Here is a 13,695-nt window from a genome sequence, read left to right as displayed (position 1 = left end):
TAATTGACGCTAAAAAGGTGCCTTAATGGCACCTTTTTTATTTCCCAAGTTGCTATTTTCTATGTCATCATCAACACAATTAACTCACTTCTTCACTAATTTTAATGGACTATACCTTACTGGCTAGTTTAGCCGTGATCCACACGATCGCATTGATGAGCCCCGGCCCTGACTTTGCCATTATTGTCAAAATGGCTACCCAACAGACCCGTACTTGTGCGCTGTATTGTGCCGCAGGCATTGCCTTGGCTATTTTGCTGCACACTCTTTTATCTTTGCTTGGCATCAGTTTGATGATCCAGCAATCGCCCATTGCCTATTCCATAGTGCAATTTGTTGGGATAAGTTATCTTGGCTGGATGGGAATAGGTGCATTTCGAGGTGGGGTTCAACAATACCGAAGCAACCATCAAGGTTCAGGGGCACACTCAAATGATTTGTCAGCCCAATTAGTAGCAGGAAACGCCACTCACCAGGCTACATCATCAACGGTTAGCCCTATACAAGGCTTTAAAATAGGTTTACTCACTAACTTACTCAACCCAAAAGCATTGGTGTTTTTCATCACCCTGTTTACTGTACTAGTCACCCCCTCAGTGGATAACGCGACAAAAATAGCTTCTGCCATTATGTTATTTGGTTTATCACTTCTATGGTTTGGCTTTCTTTCCATCGTATTATCACAATCACATATCCAACGAAAACTCATGAACTCAAGTTGTTATATCGATATATTAGTGGGTGTGATTTTTGTGGGTGTTGCCATAACTATTTTAATTAATCTTATACTGGATGTTTTTAATTAGTCAGTATTGGTTAAGCTAACATAGGCTATATTATCTGCACCTATATGAGTTAACTTGGCATATAAACTACAGAGGATTTTGCATGCGAGTCTTAGTTATAGAAGATGACCCCATTTTATCTCATCATCTCGCCACACAATTATCAGAGCTTGGTAATCAAGTACAAGTTGCGGACACCGCTAAAGAAGGCTTTTATCAAGCCACTAATTACCCAATCGATATTGCAATTGTTGATTTAGGCTTACCCGATCAAGATGGCATCAGCTTAATCAAATCAATAAGAGAGTTTGGCAGTAAATTCCCTATCTTAATTTTAACGGCAAGAGTGAACTGGCAAGACAAGGTTGAAGGTCTAAATGCCGGTGCTGATGATTACTTAGTAAAACCTTTTCAAAAAGAAGAACTGGTAGCTAGACTAGATGCCTTAGTGCGACGTAGTGCAGGCTTTGTAAAACCCATCATTCGTAGTGGCCAATTAGAGTTAGATCTCGCTGCAAAACAAGTATCTTTGGCTGGTGAGGCAATTACCGTCACCGCATTTGAATATTTAATACTGGAATATTTAATGCGTCATTACCAAGAAGTCGTGGCTAAACAAAGATTGTTAGATGTAGTTTATGCTGATAAAGAAGGTGATCCGAATACAATTGAAGTCATGGTAAGCCGATTACGTAAAAAGCTCACTCAAGCTGGTTTTGCAGACTCTATTTTAACCATTCGCGGGCAAGGTTATAAATTTAACCAGATTTGCGAGTAAGCAAAAATGCAGAAACGTCTTCTCACCCGTGTGCTGGTTACATCCTATATTATCATCACTCTAGTGGTGTGTGGTTTAGCTTGGATGATCACCGTACTTTATGGTCAACAACTCTATAATGAAACAACCACTAAGCTCATCGCTGAACTGCCCGTCATTGCAGCAGAATTTAGAGAGCATTACCTAGTCCCTATTACCCAAGCCAGTGATAATGACAATATTGATGCGACATATCTAATGGCAACATGCACAGATCAATATCACAGCCTTTGGCATTCAACTGCAGCAAAAGAGCAAGCCATAGACAACATTTGCGAAAACTACCAACAGATAAAGGGCAATTATGGACCAGCTTATTTAGAGTACGGCCCTCAAAATACCTACTTTAGTTATGTGTTGAGTGTGGTGATTGATGAGAAAGATTATCATCTCATCATATTAAAAGATGCCGCTCAGCTCATTCAACAGCTAAATGAATTTGACCGCATTATGCTACTTCGCCTCGCTGCAGTATTAGCTATTGCGTATGTACTTCTAACCAGCGCCGCATATTGGGGACTAATGCCGTTGAGGCACTTGAAATCGGAACTTGATAACCTCAAAAATGGTCAACAGCAAACGCTGAGTAAAAACTATCCAATTGAGTTGCAAGAGATAACGGGTTCTCTAAATGAGTTATTACAACAAAATCAGCAAAGACAAACGCGCTATCAAAATGCGATGAATGACCTAGCACATAGTCTCAAAACACGTCTTGCAGCCAGTATTGCAATTATTGATGACAAAAGCTTAAGCCAAGAACAAACAAAACAACGTACATTGCAGCAAATAAATGATATGGATCAACTGGTTAAATATCAACTTAAGCGAGCGATGATTGGTAAACAAGGGTTAATGATGCAAACAACCCCCATTGCTGCCACAGTGGCTGACATAGCCCAAATGATGGATAAAATTTATCAAGCCAAACAAGTTCAATTCTCTACCAATATTGAGTCTAATCTAAGCTTTCCACTAAGCAAAGGTGATGTGATGGAATTGGTAGGTAATCTACTGGAAAATGCCTACCGCCTATGTATCAGTGAGGTCAAACTTAGTGCAAGTAAGCAACAAGGATATTATCAACTAATTGTAGAAGATGATGGTCCAGGAGTTGAAGATGCCATTAAGGAGAAAATTATACAGCGCGGCGTGAGAGCTGACACTCAAACCCCCGGACAAGGTATTGGCTTAGCTGTCTGCCAAGAATTAGTCGACAGTTATCATGGTCAATTACTCATTGAAACAAGTGACTTACTTGGCGCTAAATTCATTATTAAGTTGCCATTAGCATTCAATTAACTACTCTCTTTAAATCAGCTACTCGCTACCATTTATCCAGTAACATTTAATTATCCACTAACGCTCTACAAGCCTAAAATATTAACTATGCTGGGCATACAACTGCTCAGCACGGTTAAACATAATCCAAGACGTGGCAATGTACTTGTCATGACTTTTGGGTATATTTCCTCGGTGACTATGAGTGAAACCCGCTGGCGCAATGACCATGGTGCCCTTTTTCGGCTGTACTTTGCGCTGCTGATAATAAAATTCTGTCTCGCCCCCTTCGCTCACATCATTTAAATAAAACATAAATAATACGACACGATGTAAGGCTTCATTATGAGGTGCTTGGGGAAACTGCTCTGAATGCCAATGAGGATAACCACCAATCCCTTGCTGATAATGTTGAATATTAATCGCACCACTTCTAAATAAGTATTTCACAATACCTTCAATACGCGGTAAACCAAGGCGTTCAAAATTATCTGGGGTAAGCGTACAGGCTTTTCCTTGTTCATCTTTTACATTCACAGCAACCGCCCCCATTAACGCTAACGGGTACTTTTTAAAATACTCCACTACATGCTTAAAAGTGATACTTAACAGCTGTTGTTTCAAAGAAGCGAGCTCTGGGTGGGCATCCAGCATTAAGTCTTTGCTGATTTTTTTATCTAAATCGACACCATGACCTGTTTTTCCTTGATAAACATCGGGATGTTGATTAAAACTGGTAATCAATTGTTCGCACAGCTCATTATTTATTGCATTGGGATATACTTCAATAAAATCCATATCGTGACAAATTACCTCATATAAAAGTGGTATGATGCTGCCATGAATGTTGAGTTTATGTAAAGTAAATCCTTAAATGGACCTTGTGAAGACTACATGAAGAAAAACCAGTTAGTTAACGTAGAGAAGCTTAGAGTAGGTATGTTCATCCATCTTCCTTTAGCATGGAAGGACCACCCGTTTTTATTTAACAGCTTCAAATTAAAAGACCAAGCACAGATTGAACTTCTTAAACAACTCAATTTAAAACAAGTTGAGATAGACGTTGATAAAAGTGAAGTATCCAAACAACAAGAGCAGCAAGAATCTAAAATAGATAAAAGCGATATCACTTCATTAAAAGAAGAAATGGATGAGCAAAAAAACGCGCAAATTGAAGAACGGAAAAAGCTACTGCGAAATTTAAAACGCACAGAAAAGCAGTTTGACCGCTCTTTGTCTATGATGCGCTCATTGGTGACGAAAATTGGTTCAAGGCCACTGAATGCTGTCAATGAAGCAAAAGAGCTCATTAACAACCTAACTGACATGTTGTTAGAAACCAATGATTTAGCACTGCATCTAATGAGAGATGCCAAGCCAGATGATGTGATATACCATCACTCATTAAACGTGTCGATGTTATGTATGCTTATGGCGAAAGAGTTGGGCTGGGAGCGCAAGAAAATTGAATTAATCGGTATGGGGGCACTGTTTCACGATGTTGGTAAATTGAAAATTCCAACCAACATATTGCAAAAAAGAGAAGCCCATACCGACGTTGAACTCAACTTACTCAAACAGCATCCATTAATGAGTTTGAACTTTTTAAAATTGGCCGACACTTTTCCTGAAGAAGCAAAACCACTAATTGCCAATCACCATGAGTTTTTAGATGGCTCTGGTTTTCCTAAAGGCCTCAAAGGCGATCAAATAGATGAAATGGCTCAATTAATTAGTGTTGTCAATGAGTACGATAATTTATGTAACGGCAACGTGCGTAAAAAAGGCAAACCACCAAGCGTCGCATTAGGTCTACTTTATAAGAATTTTCAAAAGAAGTTGAATAAAGAGTTTCTGAGTAAGTTCATCAAAAAACTAGGCGTATATCCACCTGGCAGCGTGGTTGAACTGTCTAATGGCCAATTCGCACTGGTTATGTCAGTCAATTTACAAAAAATATTACTGCCAAATGTCATTGTCTATGATCCTAAAGTTCCCAAAGATCAAGCGCCTATCATTGATTTGGAAAAAGAAAGCATCAGTATTGTGCGCAGCTTACCTCCCGCAGCTCTACCCGAGAAAGTATTCAATTACTTAAGTCCACGTGAGGTTGTGAGTTTTTCTTTTGGTAAAAATTAAAACAGCCATTGCTCGCAATGACTGTTTTATGGTTTTACATATGTCAAAGAGTGGTTACAGCCAACCTTTACGCTTAAAGAAGAAATAGGTACCTGCGGCACTAGCAAACATCATGGCAATCGCCATTGGGTAACCAAATCGCCAATCTAGTTCTGGCATATTAACAAAGTTCATACCGTAGCTGCTGGCAATCACTGTCGGTGGCAGGAATACCACAGCTGCAACTGAGAAGATTTTAATAATCTTACTTTGTTGCAAGCCAGTAAAGCCCATGGCTGCATCCATTAGAAAGTTCAGCTTATCAAAAATGAATTGGCTATGGGGCATCAACGACTCAATATCCGAGAGCATTTCACGTAGGTCTTTAATATTTTCATCTGAGAGATGATCACGATAATAACGCTGCATATAACGTAAAGAGCGTTGGGTATCGAGCAAACTTAAGCGAATTTTTCCGTTTGAATCTTCTTGTAGAGTGATTAATTTGAACACTTCATCAAGCTGCTCATTTTCAAACACTTGCGCGCTAACATTATCTAAAACAGCGTACACATCTTCGACAAGATCAGATAGGTAATCCACTTTTAACGTCAGTAGCTCAAGCAGTAAGCCTTGCGGTGTGGTAATGTCTAAGCGACCTAAGCGTAAATAATTGCGCAACAGTCTTAGTAATCCAACATCATCTTCTCGAATGGTCAGTAAAAAATCAGAACGTAGGTTAAAAAACACGTTAACCGATCTCACTTCACTGGCTACTCGTTGTGGGAATAGCGAGTTAATGTGTAAACCATCTTTGCTTTGATAAAAACGCGCAGAGGCTTCAATCTCATTGATATCTTCTTCGTCGGGAACTTCTTCAGCGGAAAACCTACTCAGCCAACTTCGTTCTTCCTCACTGGGTTTAAACATATCAAGCCATAATGTTTTTGCTGGTAACGTATCTTCAACGTTCAATTCGTGAACGGTTAATTGACGGTTTTCATAAACATAGGCTGTGATCATGCTTCCTCCTGATCAAGTTACAAGGTGCAACTAAATTGGTTGGGTAAAATTTTGCGGCTAGTGTACTAAAATATGCATAAATAGAAATCAATATTTGAAGAAATGACAATATATAACGAAATTTACAGCTTACAGCTCAAATTGATAACTAAAATTCAAAAAAAAGTGCCTATATAGGCACTTAAATTGAAAACTGATGTTTTATTCACCTTTCAAACGACGGTCTAATTGATCCTTCAAATTAGCAGGAACACCTTTAATCAAAATGGTGTCAGATATAGGGTCGTATATCACTCGCTCACCTAGATGACCACCATCAAAGCTTAATGTCACACCACCGCCAGTACCTGAAAACTTCTTCAATGTGCGTAAACTCGCTTTATCTGCAGGAAACTCTTCATCAAGCTCATAATTACCACCACAAGCGAAGTCATAAAACGATTCCATGCCTTGCTCTGCTAACTCGTCAGCAAGATCTTTGACTTCAATATCACTGCCAGTATCTGCGCGTTCAGTACAATAATCGAATACACGGTCTCGGCACTGTTGACGCTCATCTTTAGTTAACTCACTCGCGCCAACAAAATCTTCTACGGCATGCATTAGCGACTTATTTTGAGCCTTGGTATTAACGCCTTCTACACACCCCATAAAATCGAGGAAAAAATCAGCGACTTTGCGTCCTGCACGGCCACGGATAAACGAAATATACTTCTTAGACGCTTTATCAGCTTGCCACTCAGTTAAATCAATTCGCGCAGCCAATTGAATATTGGTTAAATCTAAGTGATTATTTTCACTCAACTCCATGTCGTCGAGCACTGTCATGGAGGATTTAGCATTAAGCAGTGCAACAAATAAATAGTCGCTAGCCATCGCGGTATAGTTAGATAACAATAAAAAACCGCCCTGACTAAAGTCATACTTGGCTAGCTCTTCTTGCAATAATTGACTTGCCTGGCTGGTAAACTCAACGAAACCTAAATCACCACTGCGATACTGATTTAACGCATTGGCAAAAGCTTCATTGGCTTCTCCGTCTTCTTCAGGAACGCCAAAATAACCAAAACCTTTACCACCTTTGCTGGTATAGGTTTGGTGTAACTCCTCTAACATGGCATCAACGGCTTGACTGTTTAGTAAAGGCTGTGGGCGAAGGCGGCAGCGAAGTTGCCCCTGACTATCTTGTGAAATTTCATGAATAATGGCGTGTTCAGTTGTGATGCTCATAACGATGTTGTTTCCAAATCAAAAGGGAGACAGTATTGAGAAGGATAATATCAGACAGAGACACTAAATCGTATAGCCTTGAAATAGAAACCACAAAACATGAGGCGACTTGCTTGGAAATCCGTTATCATATATAGCTAATTCATTCTTTTTTGAACTTTTTTGATTATGGCCATTCAATCTAAATACACTAATGAGCAAGTTGAAGCACTGATTACTGAATTATTAGCCGTATTAACCAAGCATCAAGCTCCAACTGACCTAAGTCTAATGGCTTTGGGCAACTGCGTGACTCATTTATTGGAAAATAAAGTTCCTGCTGAATCTCGTAAAGTGGTTGCAGAACAATTTGCTAAAGTATTAGCCCAAACCGTGGCTAAATAAACATTCGCTGACATACCTATATTTAAGAGTTAGGAAAATTTTAAAGCATGGCTGAACGCAAAAAGCAGATGAATAGAGACAAAGTCTCACGTTTAGTTAATTGGGGGCATTGGTTTGCCTTCTTTAATGGCTTTTTGGCCATGCTGGCAGGCACTCGCTACCTTAGCAGTGCCGGATATCCTGACTCTTTATTTTCATGGGGCTATATCGGACTATCAACCATTGGCCATTTTACCTTTTTAGCCTTTTTGGTTTATTTGGTCTTTATTTTCCCAGTCACACTATTACTGCCCTACTCCAAAATTTTACGTGGTTATACCGCAACCATTTATTCCATTGCCTTGTATGCCATTCTTTATGACACGCTTATTTTTGACGATTATGGTATTCACTTAAGTCCATTTGCCTTTGACCTTGCATGGCAAGACTTAAGCTCAATTTTACGTAATACTTCCTACATTTCAGTTCCAATCGGTATTTTATTACTTGAGCTCACTGCCGCTAACTTCATTTGGAAAAGAATTGATAAAATACAGAAGAAGCAAGCTGGCAATAAAGTGGTGTTATTTGTAGGCGCTTGCTTTGTCAGTGGCCACTTAATTCATATTTGGGCTGATGCAACTCAGTACACTGAAATCACACGATTTGATGATGCTTATCCATTATCATATCCAGCGACTGCACGTTCATTTATAGCTAATCGCGGTATTGAAAACTTCAATGATGAGGCAAGACCAAGCTACCTACAACAAAAGAGTCGCCATTTAAACTATCCAATAAGCCCAATGCAATGCAGTAATGATTTCCAATCAAACGTTTTAGTGGTGACTGTGGATAGCTTTAGGGCGGATATGGTCACGCCATTAACCATGCCTTTTTTAAGTGGCTACCAAAGTAATCATTTCAACTTCAACAATCACTATACAGGTGGAAATCAATTCTATACTGGTATGTTTTCACTCTTGTATGGTGTGCAAACTAACTACAGTGACCGCATTGAGTTTAGCTATACACCACCAGTGATCACGGGTGTCATGCAAGACCAAGGATATGAATTACAGATATTTTCGGCCGATGATAGTGTGGACTCACTTAGAAACAGTGCCATATTTGAAGGTTTTGAGGTTAACGTTTTTGAAAACGTTAGCAGCGCATCGACTGATGCAGAAATAGTTAATCATTTCAGCAAGTGGCAATCACAGCAAGATAAGCCTTGGTTTAGCATAGTAAATTTAACAACACCTAGAGATTACGATACGCCTGTTGGCTTCCTAGGAATTGAAACTATCAAGTCGCCAGAGAGCTTTAAGCCCGCTCAAAAGGTATTATTCAACCAATATCGTCAATCTTTGTTTTATCTTGACCAACAATTAGAAAAATTACTCTCTAGTTTACCTGCTGACACCTCGGTGATTATTACGGGTACCCATGGGCAAGTATTTACCAGTAATGAGCGTGATGCACGCCGTGACTTCTCCCCAGGCAATGTCAAAGTACCTTTAATAATGAGATTACCTGAAGCCAAACATAGTAATATAAAATATCGCACCAGCCACTACGGATTGGTACCAACCTTACTAACCCATCTATTTGGCTGCACCAACCCAACCACGGACTATAGTTCTGGTAGAAGCTTATTCCAACCGAGTACAGATACTTGGGTCTACATAGGTAATAGCCGTGTGTTTGCAATTTACCAACGTGAAGAAGTCACCGTGCTAAACCGTCATGGTAAATACGAAATCTATGACCTAGAGTTTACCAAACAACTGGATAAGCGCATGAGTGCACCTGAGCTTATTCAAGTCATGCGTGAAAGCCGCAGGTTATACAACAACTAACGCGACAATCAATACGCTAATTGACCGCATAAAAATAGAGTCCATCATCTTTAAGGTGATGGCCTTTCTAATTAGTACACCGCTCATTCACACATAGTATTGGAAACGACTGACATCGCTATTTTTCTAACGGCTAAATATTATCTAGCCCCTTTGCTCAATAGTTAAGCAATTAAATAATCCAATAACAATGCTAGCTTTACGCAGCACACAGCCTTTGTTATTCTCAGGCAGCTTATTAAGCAGTCCCCTATATTATGCTGCTTATAACGATAAGTGACTCGGTATGTAGCGCAGCCCGGTAGCGCACTGTCATGGGGTGTCAGGGGTCGGAGGTTCGAATCCTCTCATACCGACCAAATTAAAAAAAGCCAGCATCATTGCTGGCTTTTTGCATTTTATTCTATGGATTAATCCCATAACTCAATGAAAGTGCTTATTTCATCTAGCGACTTCCAATCATGTTGATGCAAAAATGTAGCGCGCCGCCCAAAATGAGAAAACGATTCACCTAAATGAGAAAAACAAAAGGCCCATAGCGGGCCTTTTTTAATGCGTTTACCAGTTCCAGATTAGCAGCTCTTTGCGGCCCTTCCCCTTGTGGTTACCTCCTACCGTGTAGTTAATGTCCAGCGTCTTCATCGATAGTCCATCAAAGGCTTCTCGCATCTCTGGCACATCATTAACACTAATCATCATCTTGCCCTTAATCCCCTTGGCCAGCTCTGCCATGCGCTGATACTGAGAGAGGTCGAAGTCAACACCATAGCCAGCTATACTCCAGTAAGGTGGATCAAGATAAAACAAGGTCTCATCCCTATCATATCGAGTGACACAATCGCCCCAGTCCAGTTGCTCTATATAAGTCCTCTCCAGCCTAAGATGGGCCGCGCTTAGGTCTTCCTCAATCCGCAACAAGTTTAAACCTGCTGGTCTGGATGGCGAGCAACCAAAGTTCTGCCCCGAAACCTTTCCACCGAATGCCAGCTTCTGTAGGTAGTAGAAGCGGCTAGCTCGCTGAATGTCGGTTAATGTCTCAGGGTTAGTATCCTTCTGCCAAAGAAACTCTTCCCGACTTATTAACGCCCATTTAAAGTGTCTTAAAAACTCTTCTAAATGATATTTGATCACTCGATATAGATTGACCAGGTCACCATTCACATCATTAACCACCTCTACTCTGGCCTCGCCCTTGGCAAAGAATAACGCAGCTCCTCCGCAAAAGGGTTCCACATAGGTGTGGTGCTCTGGGATGTAGTGGCATAGTGATTTTGGCCACCTAATTAGAGGATGCTATGATCGCTTTCATAGCAATATTAGGTAAAGACAATGGCTAAGAAATCACGTAAAAATTTCAGCCCTGAATTTAGATTAGAAACGGCACAACTAGTGGTCGATCATGGCTATACCCATGAAGAAGCAGCCAAGGCCATGAATGTTGGTTTTTCTACGATTGGTAAATGGGTAAAACAGTTAAAGGATGAGCGTCAGGGCAAAGCGCCTAAAGCAACCCCAATGACACCTGAGCAGCTTAAAATACGCGAGCTTGAGAAGAAAATAGAGCGTATTGAATTAGAAAAGGAAATTCTAAAAAAGGCTACGGCTCTGTTGATGTCGAACTCACTGAACAATTCGAATTAATCGAAAAACTCAACCAGAGCCATAAAGCAAAATATTCGATTAAGGCCTTATGTGATGTATTTGATGTTCACCGCAGTAGTTATAAATACTGGCGGTTACGAGATACGTCATTATCAACTGAAGAAGTGACATTACGAGCCGAAGTTAAATCGGCTCATGAACTAAGCGGTGGTTCAGCAGGCGCTAGAACCATTGCAGACATAGTGACGCAACGAGGCTTTCAGTTGAGTCGATACCGTGCCACAAGGTTTATGAAAGACCTAGAGCTGGTTAGTTGTCAATTACCTCAACACGCTTATAAGAAGGGCTCTAAAGAGCACGTGGCAATACCTAATTTGCTTGATAGGCAGTTCGCTGTGACTGAGCCCAATCAAGTCTGGTGTGGTGATATCACTTATATTTGGACAGGCAATCGCTGGGCCTATTTAGCTGTAGTTATCGATTTGTTTGCCCGCAAACCTATTGGTTGGGCAATGTCATTCTCACCAGACAGTGAGTTAACAGCAAAAGCATTAACAATGTCTTACGAGCTGCGTGGTAAACCGAGTAACGTGATGTTTCATAGTGATCAGGGGAGTCATTATACAAGCCGCAAGTTCAGGCAAAGACTATGGCGTTACCAAATAACACAAAGTATGAGTCGACGTGGTAACTGTTGGGATAATGCCCCTATGGAACGCTTTTTTAGAAGTTTAAAGACGGAATGGATACCAACGGTAGGCTATCGAAGTTTTAACGAAGCAAAGATAGGTATCACAAAATATATTATTGGCTATTACAGCCAGGTTCGGCCCCATCAACATAATGGTGGTTTGACACCAAATGAGTCAGAGAAAAGATACTGGCTCAACTATAAAACCGTGGCCAATTTAACTTGACCACTACATACAAATCACCACAAAGCTTAACAAAACTTGAAAAATACATCAAACACGACATAATTCCGGTTGGCTCTCATGAAGAGAGCTTTAATTGTTGTAATAACATGGAATGGAGTTATCTAAAATGAAAAAAGTTTTATATAGCACACTTTTGCTGTGCGGCCTCTTGTCTTTCTCTTCTCAAAGTCTGGCAATCACTAAAACTGAAGTCTGTAATGGTTGTAGCTACTCTGAAATGGAGCAAAAAGCAACTTTTGCACAAGTTAAATTTGGCACAAGCCATGTGGTTATTGTGGATTTTGTTAATAAATCTTCTCGAAAGTTCACCGTAGTCAACGACGAAGGAGATCGCGGAGAACCTATCAGATATGCATATGAGAGCAATCTAAGTAATGAAGAAAGAGCAAGCGTTGCTTCTCTATTTGAATATAGAGGGCTTTTAGTCGAAACAGTAAAGCAAGCTGAGGAAATCAATAAGAAACTATACCCGAATTATGTTTATGCTGCGCCACAAAAAGTTAGCATCCAATACTCATCGACAGATAAGGCCGATGAAAGCCGTCTTTATGTTGGCGAAATAAAAACTAAAGGCGATCCTTATGATTTTTTAACTTTTAGCGCTATAAGTAATACGGTATTTGAACGCCATATTCAAACAAATTCAGGTATATTGCAGGCTACTGCTAATAATGTGCTAAACACTATTAGCATTCCCCAAATATTGGACTTAGGTGTCTTTATTGATGTGAAGTTTTACTCAGATGATCTTGGCGAGCAACCTAATGGTGTTGTTCAAGTTGGTATAGACGCATTGGAGCGAGGCTTTGTCCCTTTATCGGGTAAAGATGTGAATAAAAATGATATTCCGATGACTGCTAGCCAGGTATTAGGTGGCGGTTTCTCACTAGGTGGGTCAGGTAATATTAAAGAAAAATTCGAGCGATATTCAAGTACGCTAGTAGGCGGTTCGACTGCAGGCGGCTCTGGAGGTTGTAGCCTATATGTTAAGGAGACAATCGTAATCGAAGGTAGATACTACTTTATTTACGCTTGCAAATAATGCCATTCAGGGCCAATGTCTATCTTTGGCCCTCTTCTCTAAAAAATCTTTAAAGCTATCTATCACAGTGTTGTTTAAACCCCGTTTAAATCTCTCTTAAGGGCATTAACCAGACCGATTGCACACGATGACGTAGACAAACCATTTAAAGCACTTAAATCGCTTCTGACGGTTTCGACATAAATCTAGAAAGGCTAAGGCAAACCTCTGATGAGATAGTCGCCCACCATGGCCTCTACCTCATCCTTTTCAAATGGGGCTATGCCTAAAAACTCACGAGCGGGAATTTCAACACTGGGGATCATGCTGTTGGGGGCTGTAATGCCACCGAGCTGCTGCATGGCGGCATACTCTTGGTTGCTGCCCAGGCTTAAAGTATCACTGCTGATTTGATAATGCAGGGTATCTGCCAGGGTACCCGAGTCCGTTAGGATACGGTCTAGGCGTACGCCTTTAGCTGCTTTTATTTCTAACGTGGTGCCACTCAGTGGCTCCCAAGGCGTGCCATCGGGCGCTTGCATCTGGACAAAGCGCTGCTGGGTACTGGTCAGCAGATTCTCGCCAATATCCCCTAGCACAGGCGCTAGGTTGTGACCTTGCTTAAGTAAGCTGTTAAGCGCCTTGGCAATTGTAC

The 13,695-nt window shown here is 40.6% G+C and carries 13 protein-coding genes and 1 tRNA gene; 9 read left to right on the top strand and 5 right to left on the bottom strand.

Features of this window, described 5'->3' with window-relative positions; all coding sequences use genetic code 11:
• Nucleotides 1–104: 104 nt before the first annotated feature.
• The 3 genes from ACHUGF_RS10670 to ACHUGF_RS10660 all read left to right on the top strand — a co-directional run bounded on the left by ACHUGF_RS10670 (nucleotide 105) and on the right by ACHUGF_RS10660 (nucleotide 2,904).
• Nucleotides 105–806, top strand: a complete 702-nt coding sequence (locus tag ACHUGF_RS10670) for a LysE family translocator (protein ID WP_394131045.1) — start codon at nucleotides 105–107, stop codon at nucleotides 804–806.
• Nucleotides 807–888: 82 nt separating this feature from the next.
• Nucleotides 889–1,563: a response regulator gene (locus ACHUGF_RS10665; protein ID WP_394131044.1), complete on the top strand. Its 675-nt coding sequence runs from the start codon at nucleotides 889–891 to the stop codon at nucleotides 1,561–1,563.
• 6 nt (nucleotides 1,564–1,569) lie between these two features.
• Nucleotides 1,570–2,904, top strand: coding sequence for an ATP-binding protein (locus ACHUGF_RS10660; protein ID WP_394131043.1), 1,335 nt, complete (start codon nucleotides 1,570–1,572; stop codon nucleotides 2,902–2,904).
• An 81-nt stretch (nucleotides 2,905–2,985) separates the two neighbouring features.
• On the opposite strand, the gene ACHUGF_RS10655 is transcribed toward ACHUGF_RS10660, so the two are convergent.
• Nucleotides 2,986–3,681, bottom strand: coding sequence for a 2OG-Fe(II) oxygenase (locus ACHUGF_RS10655; protein WP_394131042.1), 696 nt, complete (start codon nucleotides 3,679–3,681; stop codon nucleotides 2,986–2,988).
• A gap of 96 nt (nucleotides 3,682–3,777) precedes the next feature.
• On the opposite strand from ACHUGF_RS10655, the gene ACHUGF_RS10650 reads away from it, so the two are divergent.
• A complete protein-coding gene (locus ACHUGF_RS10650; RefSeq protein WP_394131041.1) occupies nucleotides 3,778–5,022 on the top strand; it encodes an HD-GYP domain-containing protein in 1,245 nt (414 codons plus the stop codon).
• Nucleotides 5,023–5,076: 54 nt separating this feature from the next.
• Here ACHUGF_RS10650 and corA read toward each other — a convergent pair whose 3' ends face one another.
• Nucleotides 5,077–6,024 carry a magnesium/cobalt transporter CorA gene (gene corA / locus ACHUGF_RS10645; protein WP_394131040.1) on the bottom strand — a complete coding sequence of 316 codons (948 nt, stop codon included), beginning with the start codon at nucleotides 6,022–6,024 and terminating at the stop codon, nucleotides 5,077–5,079.
• 201 nt (nucleotides 6,025–6,225) lie between these two features.
• Nucleotides 6,226–7,254, bottom strand: coding sequence for a nucleoid-associated protein YejK (gene yejK, locus ACHUGF_RS10640; RefSeq protein WP_394131039.1), 1,029 nt, complete (start codon nucleotides 7,252–7,254; stop codon nucleotides 6,226–6,228).
• A gap of 168 nt (nucleotides 7,255–7,422) precedes the next feature.
• Between yejK and ACHUGF_RS10635 the strand changes: the two genes are divergently transcribed.
• From ACHUGF_RS10635 to ACHUGF_RS10625, 3 genes are all read left to right on the top strand, one after another.
• On the top strand, nucleotides 7,423–7,638 hold the full coding sequence (locus ACHUGF_RS10635; protein ID WP_394131038.1) for a YejL family protein: 216 nt from the start codon (nucleotides 7,423–7,425) through the stop codon (nucleotides 7,636–7,638).
• A gap of 47 nt (nucleotides 7,639–7,685) precedes the next feature.
• The gene (locus ACHUGF_RS10630; protein ID WP_394131036.1) at nucleotides 7,686–9,479 is read left to right on the top strand and encodes a DUF3413 domain-containing protein; all 1,794 of its coding nucleotides are present in this window, start codon (nucleotides 7,686–7,688) and stop codon (nucleotides 9,477–9,479) included.
• Between the two features lie 282 nt (nucleotides 9,480–9,761).
• Nucleotides 9,762–9,838 (top strand) — tRNA-Pro (locus tag ACHUGF_RS10625).
• 199 nt (nucleotides 9,839–10,037) lie between these two features.
• On the opposite strand, the gene ACHUGF_RS10620 is transcribed toward ACHUGF_RS10625, so the two are convergent.
• Nucleotides 10,038–10,733, bottom strand: coding sequence for a DNA adenine methylase (locus tag ACHUGF_RS10620; protein ID WP_394131127.1), 696 nt, complete (start codon nucleotides 10,731–10,733; stop codon nucleotides 10,038–10,040).
• Nucleotides 10,734–10,808: 75 nt separating this feature from the next.
• On the opposite strand from ACHUGF_RS10620, the gene ACHUGF_RS10615 reads away from it, so the two are divergent.
• Nucleotides 10,809–11,998, top strand: a protein-coding gene (locus ACHUGF_RS10615; protein ID WP_394131034.1) for an IS3 family transposase whose coding sequence is annotated in 2 segments (ribosomal slippage) — nucleotides 10,809–11,076 and nucleotides 11,076–11,998 — 1,191 coding nt in all. Because the reading frame shifts where the segments join, the coding sequence is not laid out codon by codon here.
• 127 nt (nucleotides 11,999–12,125) lie between these two features.
• Complete coding sequence (locus ACHUGF_RS10610) at nucleotides 12,126–13,061, top strand: hypothetical protein (RefSeq protein WP_394131032.1); 936 nt, start codon at nucleotides 12,126–12,128, stop codon at nucleotides 13,059–13,061.
• A 194-nt stretch (nucleotides 13,062–13,255) separates the two neighbouring features.
• Here ACHUGF_RS10610 and ACHUGF_RS10605 read toward each other — a convergent pair whose 3' ends face one another.
• A complete protein-coding gene (locus ACHUGF_RS10605; RefSeq protein WP_394131125.1) occupies nucleotides 13,256–13,690 on the bottom strand; it encodes a phage virion morphogenesis protein in 435 nt (144 codons plus the stop codon).
• Between the last annotated feature and the right edge of the window lie 5 nt (nucleotides 13,691–13,695).

The organism is Shewanella maritima, from assembly GCF_043643735.1.
GTDB classification, from domain to species: domain Bacteria; phylum Pseudomonadota; class Gammaproteobacteria; order Enterobacterales; family Shewanellaceae; genus Shewanella; species Shewanella maritima_A.
Note: the sequence above shows the minus strand (reverse complement) of the source record. Positions and strands in the feature narration are given on the sequence as shown.